The 14281-nt window shown below is 71.0% G+C and carries 14 protein-coding genes; 6 read left to right on the forward strand and 8 right to left on the reverse strand.

Annotated features, from left to right (window positions below; translation table 11 throughout):
- Nucleotides 1–45: 45 nt before the first annotated feature.
- The 5 genes from AB0383_RS06360 to AB0383_RS06380 all read left to right on the forward strand — a co-directional run bounded on the left by AB0383_RS06360 (nt 46) and on the right by AB0383_RS06380 (nt 4818).
- On the forward strand, nt 46–1176 hold the full coding sequence (locus tag AB0383_RS06360; RefSeq protein WP_364174513.1) for a sensor histidine kinase: 1131 nt from the start codon (nt 46–48) through the stop codon (nt 1174–1176).
- Nucleotides 1161–1820, forward strand: coding sequence for a response regulator transcription factor (locus AB0383_RS06365; RefSeq protein WP_364174516.1), 660 nt, complete (start codon nt 1161–1163; stop codon nt 1818–1820). The genes AB0383_RS06360 and AB0383_RS06365 overlap by 16 nt, the downstream gene beginning before the upstream one ends.
- Nucleotides 1821–1840: 20 nt before the next feature.
- Entirely contained in the window at nt 1841–2785 is a 945-nt protein-coding gene (locus tag AB0383_RS06370; RefSeq protein WP_364174519.1) for a squalene cyclase, read from the forward strand.
- A gap of 330 nt (nt 2786–3115) precedes the next feature.
- Nucleotides 3116–3397 carry a hypothetical protein gene (locus AB0383_RS06375; protein ID WP_364174522.1) on the forward strand — a complete coding sequence of 94 codons (282 nt, stop codon included), beginning with the start codon at nt 3116–3118 and terminating at the stop codon, nt 3395–3397.
- Nucleotides 3398–3429: 32 nt separating this feature from the next.
- Nucleotides 3430–4818, forward strand: coding sequence for a hypothetical protein (locus tag AB0383_RS06380; RefSeq protein ID WP_366185607.1), 1389 nt, complete (start codon nt 3430–3432; stop codon nt 4816–4818).
- 323 nt (nt 4819–5141) lie between these two features.
- Here AB0383_RS06380 and AB0383_RS06385 read toward each other — a convergent pair whose 3' ends face one another.
- The 4 genes from AB0383_RS06385 to AB0383_RS06400 are packed head-to-tail and all read right to left on the reverse strand — an operon-like array spanning nt 5142 to nt 9178.
- Nucleotides 5142–6344 carry an amidohydrolase family protein gene (locus AB0383_RS06385; RefSeq protein ID WP_366185609.1) on the reverse strand — a complete coding sequence of 401 codons (1203 nt, stop codon included), beginning with the start codon at nt 6342–6344 and terminating at the stop codon, nt 5142–5144.
- Nucleotides 6341–7774, reverse strand: a complete 1434-nt coding sequence (locus AB0383_RS06390) for a sodium:solute symporter family protein (RefSeq protein ID WP_366185611.1) — start codon at nt 7772–7774, stop codon at nt 6341–6343. The genes AB0383_RS06385 and AB0383_RS06390 overlap by 4 nt, the downstream gene beginning before the upstream one ends.
- Nucleotides 7774–7974, reverse strand: coding sequence for a hypothetical protein (locus AB0383_RS06395; protein ID WP_220238265.1), 201 nt, complete (start codon nt 7972–7974; stop codon nt 7774–7776). Before AB0383_RS06395 ends, AB0383_RS06390 begins: the two co-directional genes overlap by 1 nt.
- Before the next feature lie 4 nt (nt 7975–7978).
- Nucleotides 7979–9178 carry a M20 family metallopeptidase gene (locus AB0383_RS06400; RefSeq protein WP_366185613.1) on the reverse strand — a complete coding sequence of 400 codons (1200 nt, stop codon included), beginning with the start codon at nt 9176–9178 and terminating at the stop codon, nt 7979–7981.
- A 121-nt stretch (nt 9179–9299) separates the two neighbouring features.
- On the opposite strand from AB0383_RS06400, the gene AB0383_RS06405 reads away from it, so the two are divergent.
- Nucleotides 9300–10313 carry an Lrp/AsnC ligand binding domain-containing protein gene (locus tag AB0383_RS06405; RefSeq protein WP_366185615.1) on the forward strand — a complete coding sequence of 338 codons (1014 nt, stop codon included), beginning with the start codon at nt 9300–9302 and terminating at the stop codon, nt 10311–10313.
- A 129-nt stretch (nt 10314–10442) separates the two neighbouring features.
- Here AB0383_RS06405 and AB0383_RS06410 read toward each other — a convergent pair whose 3' ends face one another.
- From AB0383_RS06410 to AB0383_RS06425, 4 genes are all read right to left on the reverse strand, one after another.
- The gene (locus AB0383_RS06410; RefSeq protein ID WP_366185617.1) at nt 10443–10622 is read right to left on the reverse strand and encodes a hypothetical protein; all 180 of its coding nucleotides are present in this window, start codon (nt 10620–10622) and stop codon (nt 10443–10445) included.
- A 317-nt stretch (nt 10623–10939) separates the two neighbouring features.
- Nucleotides 10940–12433 (reverse strand): DUF1996 domain-containing protein, encoded by a 1494-nt coding sequence (locus tag AB0383_RS06415; RefSeq protein ID WP_364174542.1) that lies wholly within the window; start codon nt 12431–12433, stop codon nt 10940–10942.
- A gap of 241 nt (nt 12434–12674) precedes the next feature.
- Entirely contained in the window at nt 12675–13424 is a 750-nt protein-coding gene (locus tag AB0383_RS06420; RefSeq protein WP_364174545.1) for a zf-HC2 domain-containing protein, read from the reverse strand.
- Between the two features lie 7 nt (nt 13425–13431).
- On the reverse strand, nt 13432–14049 hold the full coding sequence (locus AB0383_RS06425) for a sigma-70 family RNA polymerase sigma factor (RefSeq protein WP_364174548.1): 618 nt from the start codon (nt 14047–14049) through the stop codon (nt 13432–13434).
- Nucleotides 14050–14281: the final 232 nt, after the last annotated feature.

Here is a 14281-nt window from a genome sequence, read left to right on the forward strand (position 1 = left end):
CGAGGGTTGAAGACTCCAGCGCGCCCCGCCGATATCGTCGGCCGGGTGTCCGACGCACCCGTGAACAGCGCCGACCACCGCGTCCAGCGGCTGGTCTCGGTGCTCATCCTGGTGCTGCTCACGTGGCTCGCGGCGAAGTCCGAACCACACCCCGCGCTGCACGGCCAGGGGCTCGGGGTGCTGCTCGGCCTGCTCGGCGTGCTGCTCGGCGGGGCGATGCTGATGTCCGGCGTGCAGCAGTGGCGGCTGCCGGCGCCGGTCGAGATCGGCTTGTTCGTCCTCGTGCTGGCCAGCTCCGTGACGCTGGTGTGGCTCGAACCCAACGGCACCGGGTTCTTCGGCGGGTTCCTTCTGGCGGCCACGGCGTCGGCGCGGCTGGACCCGCGCAGGGGTGGGATCGTCGCCGGTCTGGTCGTGGCGACGCTCGTGGCGGCGAGCCTGTTCGGGGCGCGTCACGAGGCCGTGCCGACGCTGCTGAGCGCGCTCGGCGTGCTGGCGTTCTACCGCCTGGGCGTCTACATGCGAAAGCTGCGCGAACGCACGGAAGAGCTCGAACAGACCCGTGCGGCCCAGGTCCGCGCGGCAGCGCTGGCCGAGCGCCAACGGCTCGCGCGCGAGATGCACGACGTGCTCGCGCACTCGCTGTCCGGCCTGCTGCTGCACCTCGAAGGCGCGCGGCTGCTGTCCGTCCACAGTGGAGCTGATCCGCGGCTGACCGACACTGTGGAACGCGCCCACCAGCTCGCGCAGAACGGGCTCGCCGAGGCGCGCCAGGCGATCGGCGCGCTGCGCGGCGAGGACCTGCCCGGCCCGGAACGGCTGCCGGTGCTGGCGGCGGAGTTCGAACGCGACACCGGGATCCCGTGCGAGGTCACCGTGAGCGGGCAGGCACCGGAGCTGGCCGCGCAGACGCGGCTGACGCTGTACCGGGTGGCGCAGGAGGCGCTGACCAACGTCCGCAAGCACGCCGACGCCGAGCGCGTGGACCTGCGGCTGAGCTACGAACCGGACGGCACGCTGCTGACCGTCGAGGACCTCGGCAGCCCGGGTGCGGCACCCGGCGACCACGGCTACGGCGTGAGCGGCATGCGCGAACGCGCCGAACTGCTGGGCGGGCAGCTCGACGCCGCGCCGACCGGCACCGGGTTCCGGGTGAGCCTGTGGGCGCCGGCGTGATCCGCGTGCTCGTGGCCGACGACCAGCGCGTGGTCCGCGACGGCCTGTCGATGCTGCTCGGGCTGCTGCCCGGCGTCGAGGTCGTCGGCACCGCGGCCGACGGCGATCAGGCGGCCGAGCTGGCCGGGCGGCTGAAGCCGGACGTCGTGCTGATGGACCTGCGCATGCCGCGCTGCGACGGGATCGAGGCCACGCGCCGCATCCGCGCCCGCGACCACGACGTGCAGGTCGTCGCGCTCACCACGTACGCCGACGACAAGTCCGTGCTCGACGCGTTGCAGGCCGGCGCCCGCGGCTACCTCACGAAAGACGCCGGGGCCGACGACATCCGCCGCGCGCTGAGCCAGGTGACGCGCGGCGCGGCCGTGATCGACCCCGCGGTGCAGCACCACCTCGTCGACGCGCTCACCTCCGGCACGCCCCGCCCGGCGTCCGCCTCCGCGCCCGACGGCCTGACGCCGCGCGAGGTGGACGTGCTGACGTTGATCGCCGACGGCCTGTCCAACACCGAGATCGCGCACCGGCTCTTCGTGGCCGAAGCCACGGTGAAGAGCCACATCAACCGCATCCTCGGCAAGATCGGCGCGCGCGACCGGGCGCAGGCCGTCGGATACGCCTACCGCCACGGGCTGACTTCGGGCTGAGGCCGCCGTAGAGTCGGCCCATGGCTGAGGTGCTTCCGTGGCTGCTCGATTCCGACCCGGCGCTGCGCTGGCAGGTCGAACGCGACCTGGCGGGCTCGCCACCGGAGGTCTGGGAGGCGACGCGCGCCCGCGTCGCCACGGAGGGGTTCGGCGCGCGGCTGCTCGCGCTGCAGGACCCGGACGGCCAGTGGGCCGGCGGCGCGTTCTTCCCCGCCGAGTTCCAGGGCTCGCCCGAGGACGGCCAGCCGTGGACCGCGACAACCTGGTCCCTCAACGCCCTGCGCGACTGGGGCCTCGACGCGTCGGTGCTCAACGGCGCGGCCGAACTGCTGGCGCGCAACAGCCAGTGGGAGTACGAGAACCTGCCGTACTGGGACGGCGAGGTCGACGTCTGCATCAACTCGTGGACGCTGTCCAACGGCCTGTGGCTGGGCGCCGACGTCCACGGCATCGCCGAGTGGTTCATCGAGCACCGCCTGCCCGACGGCGGGTGGAACTGCCTCTGGGTCGAGGGGGCCGAGCGCTCGTCCGTCCACTCGACCCTCAACGCGCTGAAGGCCTTGCTGGACTACGAGAAGGCCGGCGGCTCTGTGGCTGATGTTCGCCTCGGTGGCGAGGAATACCTGTTGTCCCGCAACCTTTACCGGCGCCGGTCGACCGGCGAACCGATCGCACCGTGGGTTCGGTTCTTCAGCTACCCCTTCCGTTGGTTCTACAACATCCTCAACGCAGCCGACTACTTCCGCGCCGCCGCCCTGTTCGACGGCACAGCCCCCGATCCGCGCATGGCGGAGGCCATCGAGATCATCCGCGCCGCACGGCAGCCCGACGGAACGTGGCTGCAGGCCCGCCGCCACCCCGGCGAGGTCTGGTTCGAAATCGACGCGCCGGGCGGGGAACCGTCGAAGTGGGTCACCTTCCACGCGCTGCGGGTGCTCGACTGGTGGGACTCTGACACACCCTGAGGACGTCGGACGGTCCCTCGGGCCAGTCAAACCCCCGCCCTCTCTGGGGGCGTGCCCATGTCCATTCTATCGCCCCACACCGACAAAACCGGCCATCGCGGCGCTGGGGGGCCTGGTTGTCCACAACCCGGTTTGCCGGTGGACAACCAGGCAAGTCCTTCGCGAAGCGCCGTGCGGTGGTCGGCTACGTCGAGACCTACGGGCAGCGGCGACTCCTCGTGCGCTCGCGTGGGGCGCCCGGCTGGTGAGCATGACCCACAACGCCATCGCAGCAGCCGTGCTGCGCGGCGAGCCGGTGCAGTTGTCCGAACGGGAGTCGGCGCTCGCGGAGTGGGCCCGAAAAGCGACCCGAATGCGACGACCGCCGAGGACGCGGCCGCGCTGCGCGCCGCCGGTCTGGACGACCGCGAGATCTTCGAATCCACCACGTGGATCGCGCCGCGGCTGACGTTCGCGACGGTCAACGACGCCCTCGGCGCAGCTCCCGACCCCGAGCTGCGCGCTAAAGTCCCCGCCGCGGTCCGGACAAACGGTCACGTCCGGCAGGTGACGGTTCACTCGTGCGGGTGCGAGGACGCGTCCGTCCCTGCCGCGCCCGGCTCGGCGGTGTAGGCCTGAGGAGGTCGCCGCCGAGGGGAGAGAGCATGAAGCTGGGTCGGGCGCTCGTGCTGGCCGTTGTCGTCGCTGTTCCGCTCGCCGCACCTGCCACAGCCACGCCGCCGGACGCCGCCACGGCCCAGGTCGCGCAGGCGGTGCGCGCGGGGACGCTGGGCGAGGACCACAGCGTCGCCGACTCGTGCACCGGCGTCGTGCAGGGGCACCAGGTGGACCTCGGCTGCCTGACGAAGGTCGTCACGCGCGACAAGGCGTCGGCCGATCCCCTCACCACCCCCGCGCCCGCCGGGTTCTCGCCCGCCGACCTGGCGCGGGCCTACCACCTGCCGGACGCGAAGACCGGCGAACGCGGCATGGTGACGATCGTCGGCATCGGCGCGTACCCGACGCTGGAGGCCGACCTCACGACCTACCGCGGCCAGTTCGGCCTGCCCGAGTGCACCACGGCCACCGGCTGCCTCAAGATCACCGACTACCACGGCGGTCCGGCGCTCAAGCCCGTCGACGGGCTCGGCGAGATCGAGGAGGCCTACGCCACCGAGACCGCGCTCGACGTCGACCTCGCCTCCGCCGCGTGCCCGATGTGCCGCATCACCATGGTCCAGATCCCGATGGACGTCGGGCGCCTGCTCAACGCCGTGCTCCTGCAGCTGCCCGGCCAGCTCGCCGACGACTTCGGCACCGCCGTGAGCTACGCGGCGAGCCTGCGGTCGAGCGCCGTGAGCATGAGCTACGGCGTGCCCACCGGACTGCAGGGCGACTACCTCAGCAGCGGCGCGCCCGCCGTGGCGCTGCACCACCCGGGCATGGCCGTGGTCGCCGCGTCCGGCGACAAGGGTTATCTCGGCGGGCCGCAGCTGTGGCCGCAAGAACTGCCGTGGGTCACGTCGGTCGGCGGAACGTCGCTGAGCGGATCCGGCGGCTCGTTCGCGCAGAAGGCCTGGGGCAGCCTGTTCACCCCACACGGCGAGCAGCAGCGCTGGGTCGGCGCCGGCAGCGGCTGTGCCCTCGACCTCGGTCCCGCGCAAGGGCAGCCGGCCGCCATCGCCGCCAACTGCTCCGGCCACCGCGCGGGCTCCGACGTCTCCGCGGTCGCCGACCCGCTCACCGGCGTCGCCGTCTACCGCTCCTACGCGCCAAACGGCGGCAAAGCCGGCTGGCTCATCGTCGGCGGCACCAGCGCCGCCTCGCCCTTCGTCGCCGGCCTCTACGCCCGCGGCGGCCGGCTGTCCGGTGTGGACGGTCCGAACACTCTGTACAGCGCCCCTTCCGGCACGATCGCCGACGTCTCCTCCGGCTCCAACGCCCAGCACGGCCCCGCCGACTGCGCGCAGTTCAAGCCCGTCGTCTGCTCCGCCGGCCCGGGCTGGGACGGCCCGACCGGCCTGGGCGTCCCGGTGGGACTCGGCGCGTTCTAGCCGCACGCGATGAGGACGTACCGCTCGACGAAGAACCTGTCGAGCACCGGCAAGAGGGCGGCTTTCGTTGTGGTGTCCCGGTTCGCGAGCACCGCGCGGATGATCGGCCCCTGGGTTCTCCGCGCCCGGCGCGGCGGACAGCGGTGACAGCGCCTCGGCAGAGAGCTCGCAGTCCTCGGCGATGGCACCGGAGAACCGGCAGCAGCAGATTTCCTGGGCGGTGATTTCGTCGACGTTGCGCGCCCGGGCGCACTTCAGCCGAGCATGCCGGCGACGACACCGCGGCGCTTCAGCCCCGGACGAGCCGAAGCACCGCAGACGCATCACACCGCGCGCACGCCGTCCTGCCAGACCTCGCGGACGTTGGCCGCCAGGTCGGCGAAGTCGTACGGATCCCCGGCCACCACCACGATGTCCGCGCGGTGACCAGGAGCCAGCCGGCCCAGGTCGCCCTCCATGCCGAGCAGCCGGGCGGCCGACGACGTGGTCGCCACGAGCACGTCGGCCGGGCTCATGCCGCACGAGCGCATCAGCTCCAGCTCCTCCAGGTTCGTCCCGTGGGGACCCACCCCGCTGTCCGTACCCATCGCGATCCGCACGCCCGCGGCGACCGCCCGGCGCACCGAGTCGGCGTGGACCTCCGCGACCTCCTTGGCCTTCTGCACCACGGCGTCCGGCAGCGAAGCACCCGCCGCGGCCGCGCGGATGACGTTGACCGGCGCCACCAGCGTCGGCACGAGCCAGGTGCCGCGGGCCAGCATGAGTTCGATGGCCTCGTCGTCGAGGTAGATGCCGTGCTCGATGGAGCGGATGCCGGCGCGCACGGCGTTCTTGATGCCCTCCGCGCCCTGGGCGTGGGCCATCACGGCGCGGCCCTGCATCTGCGCCTCGGTGACGAGGACGTCGAGCTCCTCCAGCGTGAACTGCGAGTGCCGCGGATCGTCGCGGGGTGACAGGACGCCGCCGGTGGTGCAGACCTTTAGCACGTCTGAGCCGGCGCGCAGCAACGTCCGCGCGACGCGGCGCATCTCGTCCGGGCCGTCGGCCGTCGCGTCGGGGCGGCCGGGGTGGGGCAGCGACAGCGGAAGGCAGTGGCCCGAAGGCATCCAGCCGTCGCCGTGGCCGCCGGTGGGGCTGATCAGGCCGATGGCGATCTGCAGCCGCGGCCCGGGGATCAACCCGTCGGCCACGGCCTGCTTGATGCCGAGGTCGGCGCCTGCCGCGTCGCGTACGGTCGTGATGCCGAGCTTGAGCGTGGTCCAGAGGTTCCGGGCGGCCTCGTAGAACTGGTACGAGAACGGCTTCTGCACGCGCGGCAGCAACCCGAGGTCCGACACCGTCACGTGCACGTGGCAGTCGAACAAACCGGGTAACAGCGTCGCGCCGGTGCAGTCGACCGAGCGGTCGCCGTCGAGGCCGGTGCCGACCTCGACGATCCGGCCGTCCTCCACCACGACGTCGGCCGGGGCGGGGGCGCTGCCGGTGCCGTCGAACACCGAGCCGCCGCTGAACACCGTACGGGTCATACCGGTTCTCCTGTCTTCACGGGAACACCGGGCCGCGTCACGGCCCGCTCGATGCCGGTGGCCACGGCGAGCACGACGACGTTGGCCGCGAGCCCGATCAGGCCGACGTTCACGGTGCCGGCGAACTTCGTGTCGAAGAACGTCAGCCAGATGACCACGAGCTCGCCGGCGATCAGCCCCGCGAGCACCGGGCCCTTGCCGACCGGCACCTTCTTGAGGAAGCCCAGCAGGTTGGCCGGCGCGAGCTGCACCGAGCCGGAGTACGTGAGCAGCAGCAGGTTCGCGAGCAGATCGGGCCGGAAGATGCCGAGCACCAACGCGAGCGCGCTCGCGAGCACGACCGTGCCGTGGTTGATCCAGAACTGCCTGCGCTCCCCGCGCACCCGCGCGATGTTGCGCGCCACCAGCGACGAGATCCCGATCAGGATGCCGGCCGCGGGCACCATCGCGGTGGCCGTGGCCGCCACGACGACCAGCCCCGTGACCCAGCCCGGCAGCGCGTCCTTGCTCAGGGTCAGGAGCACGCCGTTGGGGTCACTGGTCTTGTCCACCACGAGGATCGCGGCGAACCCGATGATCATCGGCAGCAGCAGGCACAGCTCGTAGATCGGCATCCACGTGTAGTTGCGCCGCAGCACCTTCGGGTCGCGCGCGGCCATCAGCGCGGGCCACGAGTGCGGCAGCGTCATGAGGCCGACGCCGATCGCGCTCACGAGCATGCTGGTGATGAACCACGTGTGGTCGTTGGTGCCGGCGTGGATGAACAGCTTCTCCGGGTGCAGCTGCTCGATCTTGTGGAACACGCCCGAGACGCCGCCCGCGAAGTGCGCCGGCACCGCGATGATCAGCACCACGAGGACCACGAGCATGATCGCGTCCTTGAAGTACGACGTCGCGGCCACGCCCCGCAGCCCGGCCCACAGCACGAACGCGACGATCAGCACGCTGCCCAGCACCATGCTCAGGTTGCCCGACGCCGCGTCGCCGGTCACGAGCCGCACGATCAGGCCGAGCCCGGTGATCTGCAGCTGCAGGTAGGGCAGCACGAAAATCACGCCGAGCACGGCCGAGAGCGTGCCGAGGAACTTGCTGGAGAAGCGGTCCTCGAGGAAATCGCCCTGCGTGAGGTACCCGCGTTCCTTGCCCATCCGCCACAGGCGTTTGGCCAGGAAGAACAGGACCACGTAGGCGATCGGCACATACGGCAGCGCGTAGATCGCCGCGACGCCGCCGGAGAACGCGAGCCCCGCCATGCCGAGGAAGGTGAAGGTGGTGAACACCTCGCCGGCCTGCAGGAACCACATCGTGAGCGCGCCGAACTTCCGGCCGCCGACGGTCCACTCGCTGAGATCCGCCGCGGGCTTGCGCCGCCCGACGAAGCCGAGCACACCGATGAGGACGATGCCGACGAGCGTGAAGGTCAGGATCATCAGTCGTCACCCGCCCCCGCGCGCGCCATCATGCGCTCGCTCAGCAGCAGGGCCGGGGTGAACATGAGGCACCAGAAAGCGCCCCACACCAGCATCTTCGGCAGGCCTAGCCACAGTCCGGTGGAGTTGACGAACGGCAGGAACGGCATGAGGACCAGCGCGATCACCGGGATGATCGGCGGGAGGTGGTAGCTGCGCATGTGATCACGCTGCCAGGACCGCGAGCTGCCGGCACGCCAGCTCGGCGAGCAGGGTCGCGCCGTCGGCGAGCACCGAGTCGTCGAACGCGGCGCGCGGTGAGTGGTTGTTGGGTGCGCCGACCGGATCGTCCGACCGCGACGCGCCGAGGAACACGAACGCGCCCGGCACCTTCCCGAGCACCCGGGAGAAGTCCTCCGACCCCGTCATCGGCTGTTCCAGCAGCTCGAACCGTTCCTCGCCGAAGACCTCACGCACGGTGCCGGCGATGAACTCGTGGCCGGAGTCGTGGTTCACCAGCACGGGGTACTCGGCGTCGTAGGTGATCTCGACGTCCAGACCGTGCGCGGCGGCAATGCCCTCGCACACGCGCACGACCTGCGTGCGGATGCGCTCGCGCACCTGCGGGTCGAACGAGCGCACGGTCGCCTCGAACACCGCGTCGTCCGGGATCACGTTGCGCCGCGTGCCGGCGTGGAAGCTGCCGACGGTGAGCACCACCGGCTCGAACGCGCCGAACCCCCGGGTCATACGCGTCTGAAGAGCGGTGACCATCTCGCACGCGGCCGGGATGGGGTCACGCGAAGCCTCCGGCGCCGAACCGTGGCCGCCCGCGCCGACCACCCGCACCTTCACCGCGTCGGACGCGGCCATGAGCGGCCCGGGCCGGCAGGTGAACAGGCCCCGCGCATGGCGCGAAGACGAAACGTGCAGCCCGTAGGCGGCGTCGACCTGGCGGCCGGACGCGGTGAGCACGCCCTCGTCGATCATGTAGCTCGCGCCGTCGCAGCCTTCTTCACCGGGCTGGAACATGAACACGACGTCGCCGGCCAGCTGGTCGCGGCGGCAGACGAGCAGCTGCGCGGCGCCGACGAGCCCGGCCGTGTGCAGGTCGTGGCCGCAGGCGTGCATGGCGCCGTCGATCTCGGAGGAGAACTCCTCGCCGGAGGCCTCCGTGACGGGCAGCGCGTCCATGTCGCCGCGTAACAGCACGGTGCCGCCGGGTCCGCCGCCACCGCGCAGCACGGCGGTCACCGACGACAGGTCACGGCCGAGGCTGATCTCGAGGCCGAGGCCGTCGAGGGCCTGAAGCACCTTTTCCTGGGTGCGGGGCAGGTCGAGGCCGATTTCGGGGGTTCGGTGCAGCGATCGGCGGAGCGCGACGAGGTCGGGGCGGAGCGCTGCGGCGTCGGAGCGCAAGGACATGGGTCTCCCTCGCTGGAACATCGACATATGCTGGCCCGAAGATGATGCGAGTGTGGAACGCTCCTGCCGGCCGAATCGCAGGAATCCGCCAAATCGGTGCCGCGCGGACGAAGGATCGGCCATGTTGAGCGAGAGCGACCTCAAACTCCTCGACGCGCTGCAGACCCGGCCGCGCGCGACGTGGGCCGTGCTGGGCCAGGCGCTGGGCATCGGGGCGGTGACGGCCGCGCGGCGTTGGGAGACGCTGGTGGCGCGCGGGCAGGCCTGGCTCACCGCGTACCCGGGCGGCGAGCTGGTGGCGCAGCTGGCACTGGCGTTCGTGGAGATCGACTGCGCGCCGGGTTCGGCGTTGGCGGTGGCCCAGCGCCTCGCGGCCGACCCGCACGTGGCGACGGTGGAGTACCTGGCCGGGCACTGCGACCTGCACATCCACCTGGTGGCGCCAACGCTGCGCGCGATCTCCGACTACGTGCTGCACCGGTTGTCGGCGCTGCCCGGCGTCACGGCGACGCGCACGGTGGTGTCGCCGCGCTTGTTCACCGAGGGCAGCCGGTGGCGCGTCCGCGCCATCTCGCCGGGCGAGCGGGAGGCTTTGGTGTCACCCTCGGCGCGGACGTCCGGACCGTTGCGCTTCGGCGAGCTGGACCGGGCGCTGATCCTGGCCCTCGGGGAGGACGCCCGGGCGTCGGCCGCTTCGCTGGCGGTGGAGCTGGGTGTGGGCGCGAGCACCGTCCGGCGCCGTCTCGAGGCCCTGCTGGCCCGCGGCGCCGTCCGGCTGCGCTGCGAGATCGCGCGGCCCCTGTCCCCCGCGCCCGTCACGGCGATGCTCTGGCTGCGCGTCCCGCCCGACAAGCTCGAGACGACCGCGCGCTCGCTCGCGATGCTGCCGGAGGTACGCATGTGCGCCGCCCTGAGCGGGGCGGCGAACCTGATGTTGGTGGTGTGGCTGGGTTCCCAGCACGACCTGCCGGCGCTGGAGGGCTCGCTCGCGGCCAAGCTGCCGTGGCTGGAGATCGTCGACCGCGCCGTGACGCTGCGCGGGATCAAGCTCATGGGCCACCTGCTCGACGACGAGGGCCTCGCCGCCGGCCACCTCCCCCTGGACTTCTGGTCCGCGGTGACGAAAAACCCTTGACCGGTCCGGCGGGTGCGGGGGGATGTGGGAGGGAAGCGCCCGCCGGACCGGCAAGGAACCCGACCCGGCGAGTGGGGGGTGGGTGAAGGAGAGGGAACCTCGCCGAATCGGAGCTTTTTTGGGGGGTGGTCAGCCGGTTTCCGATGTGGACACCGGGGACACCGGCAACACACCGGAGAACCGCCCGGAACCTGCTGCCCTGCCGCCGCCCTCACGCCACGGCAGGTCGGCAGCGGTGTCGCGCGCCGCGCCGGCCGGGTCCTCGCGACCGTCGCGGTCGAAATCCTCGACGTGGTAAGGGAAATTCATGACTGCTCCTGAATCTTTCCGTGTTCCGTCAACGCCAAGGGTGCCCGCGCAGAGCCCGAGCGAGACATCGCACCGCGCCGCCGGTCCTGGCGGCGGAATCGCAGGACCCGGGTTCCCACCCGCCGGCGGCCGCGACGCGCCGTGAACTCCGCGTGGCTCGGGGAGATTCGCATCGAAACTCCTTTCCTGGTCTGGTCGGGTCCGCATCGGCCGGCGCAACGGGTGCTGTGAGGGGTCGTGGCGCCGGACGGGGCGGGGGCGGCCCGGGTCCCAGCGGTGCCCGAGCGAGGCACCACACCGGGCCGCCGGCTCCCGGGTCATTCCTTACAGCGCTTGCCCGTGTTGATGCAGGAGACCACGCGGTTCATCTGCGACTGCGTCATGACGTTGGCGAAGTCGTCGTGATCCGAGCGGGGGTTGTGCTTCTCCTCGGGAAACGCGTCCACTTTGTACTGTCCCTTGACCTGCACGTCGTGCGGGATGTTGTAGACCAGGGTGATCTTCAGCTGCGGCACGGCCTTGAAGCCGCGCTTGCAGTTACCGTTCGCGTCGGAGAAGACGATGTGGGTGCGGTGGTTGGCGCTGTCGATGTTCTTGCCGTCCCAGCAGTTCGGGAAGGCGTGGATGCGCTCGACCTTGCTGCCGTCGGGGCAGATCGGGTAGTGGTCGGTCAGCCGGTCCTCGAAGCCGGAGCACGTCCAGCTCGCGCGGGCGTTGGCGGGACCGTTGGCGCCTTCCTTCGCGTCACCGTAGAGCACTCGCAGGAACCGCGGCATCGCCACGACTTTGCGAGCGCCACCGCTGCCGAAGGACAGCGTCGCGGAAACCACGCGCTGGATCTCGCCGTCGTTGCCGGCGACCTCGTTCTCGCCGTTCACGCCCGGCAGCTCAGCGGCCGCGCCGTTGTCCTGCTTCTGGTCCTGCTCCGTGGCGCTCTCGCCGCCGGTCGGATCGCTGTTGGCGCCGCCGTTGTCGAGGCCTGTGCTGTCGGAGTCCTGCACGGCGCAGCCGGCCAGCGCGGCCGGGTCTTCCGGCTTCACGCCCTGCTCGGCCATCGTGTCCGAGATCTTCTTCAGCGACGCGGACCGCTTGCCCTTCAACGACTTCAGCACCGCATCGGAATCCTGCCCGGCCTCGACCTGCTTGTCGGCCTGGTCGACCTGCGAGTCCATCGCGTCGAGCTCGGTGTTGACCGCGTCCATGGCCGCGTCGGGCACGTCGGGCAGCTCGCTCGCCACGTCGGGGCACTCGACCTGCGGCTCGGCGGCTTCCTTCGCCGCGTCGGCGCGGTCGGCGGCCACGTCCTCACTCTCGGCCGGGGCTGCCGCTTCGGAAGACGCCGGGGCTTCCTCCTCCTCCTCGTCGTCGGTGTCGATGCGGACCACCGGCCAGTAGTAGGTGGACTTGTCACCGTTCTTGCACGTCGTGCCGGCACGGGCGAGGCTGCGGTTGGTCGAGTCGGCGTTCGTGGAGAGGTTGCCGACGTAGTCGTGCAGGTGCTGGGCGCCGTTGCGCACACCCGGCTGCGCGATGAAGTTGTCGGGGTTGAAGTGGCCGTTCTCGTTGCGTCCACAGTCGACGGTGAACGTGCCGCGCGCGCCGCGGTTCTGCGCCCGGCTCACGTTCGAGCCCTTCGGGACCTTGGTGATGTCCAGGAAGAACGACTTGTCGGCCGGGTCGGCGCCGGCGCGGTCGGGCTCGCCGGACGTCGCGTTCACGGCCAGCGCGCCGACCGCGAGGGCCAGGCCGAGCGCACCGGTGACGATCGTGACGCGCTTCGCCGGCCGGTGACGGGGATGGTTCCTGGTCATGGTGCTGTGCTCACCTCGTTCGATCCTCCGGGCGCGCCGAACTACGGCCGCGGCCCGGGTGTGAACTACTTGGAGTCGAGACGCTCAGCAGCTCGGATGCGGGGGAATCCGGTGCCGGCACTGGGGAATACGGACGGGAAGTCGAAGTGGTTCAAAAAGAAATCGCCGCGTTATCCGCACGTGATCGGCAGGTCAGCCCCGAAAATCCATAAAGGACAGAGTATTTCCCCAGCAGGGAGGGTCAGCGATCGACGACCACGAGCAGCGTGCCGTCGTCGGCCCGGACCTCGAATCGCGTGATCTCGTCGGCAGGCAGCGACGTGCCGCCCGTCACATGCAGCGGATCGGGGGAACCCGGGATCCCGTAGCCCTTCGCGGGCACGGACCAGCCCGTGACCGTGCGGATGTCTCCGGCCGAGGAGATCGCGAGCAGCTGGTAGTTCATCGGTCCCGCGACCCCGCTCAGATCGAGGCCCACGGAGCTGCCCCACTCGCGCGGCGTCACGGACACGCGCGCCGTCACGGCCGAAGCGCCCTGACCCGACGACGTGCCACCGCCGGGCGCGGACAGCGAGGAAGACGGCGACGGCGGGACCGAAGTCGGCGCCGCCAGGCTCACCGCGGGACCCGCGGCGTCGGCCGGGCGCACCGCGAGCGTGACGAGCGGACCCGCCACCACGAGCGCCACCGCGGCCGCCGCGGCGACGAGCCCGAGGCGCCGGCGCCGCTTGCGCTTCACCGTCGCCTCGGCCATCAGGGCGCGCAGCACGCGCGGACCGGGCGCCAGCGTGCGCCCCGGCGTGACCGGTACCGGCGGCTCCGGCCAGGTCTTCTTCACGAGGTCGAGCACGTCGGGCAACTGGTGGAGCTCGACGAGGTCGAGCTGGCAATGCGGGCAGTCGAGCAGGTGTTCCTCGAACCGCGTGTTGTCGGCTTCACTGAGCACGCCGAGCACGTACGCGGCGAGGTCGGTGTGCGGGGATCCGGCCACCGTCACGTCACCCCCGCTCGCGCATGGCCTTCCGCAGGGCGCGGACGGCGTGGTGGATTCGCGATTTGACGGTACCGGGCGGCACTCCCAGGGTGGCGGCGACCTCGTTCACGGTCCGGTCGGCCAGGTACGTCTGCTGCACCGCCTCCCGGTGCTCGGGAGAAAGCCCTTGCAGCGCCTCATAGAGGATCATGGCCGCCACCGTCTTGTCCGACTCGTCGGACACGAACACGGCATCGGACTCGATCTCCTCGAGCTCCTGCGGACGAACACTGCGGCTGCGCCAGCCGTCGATGACGATGCGCCGAGCGACGGTGAACAGCCACGCGCGCAGCATCGCCGGCCTCCGGTCGAGCTTGTCGGCGTTGCGCCAGGCCTTGATCAACGTCTCCTGCACCACGTCTTCGGCCCACTGCCGGTCGTGACCGGTCAGGCGCAGCGCGAAGCCCATCAAGGCTCCACCGAACTCTTGGTACAACGCTTTGGCCAGGTCGTCATGAAGTCCGGGGGTTTCGGTTTCATGATCGTCCGTCGGGCTCAGCGTTCGATTGTGCCGTCCCACGCCGCACATCTTTGTGGCAACGACGCCATTTCGTCCAGTACCAAAATCACCGGCTTTGGTCACGAAAGTTTTTTGAACCGTGTCGAACCTGTGTCCGTATCCCCCGTCGAAGACCCCGACAACGCGTCGTTCCCCCGCGACGCACCGCATTCACCCTGGGCTTACTGTCCACAGTGGATAAACTGCGCCCTTTTCCCGCCGTTCCGCGTGACGGCGCGCAGTTCCGCCCCCTGGAGGAAGCCGTGAACCGCTTGTTCCGCACAGCGGCACCGCCCGTTGTGTGCCTGGCCGCATT

The organism is Amycolatopsis sp. NPDC051373 (assembly GCF_040689465.1).
Classification (GTDB): Bacteria; Actinomycetota; Actinomycetes; order Mycobacteriales; family Pseudonocardiaceae; genus Amycolatopsis.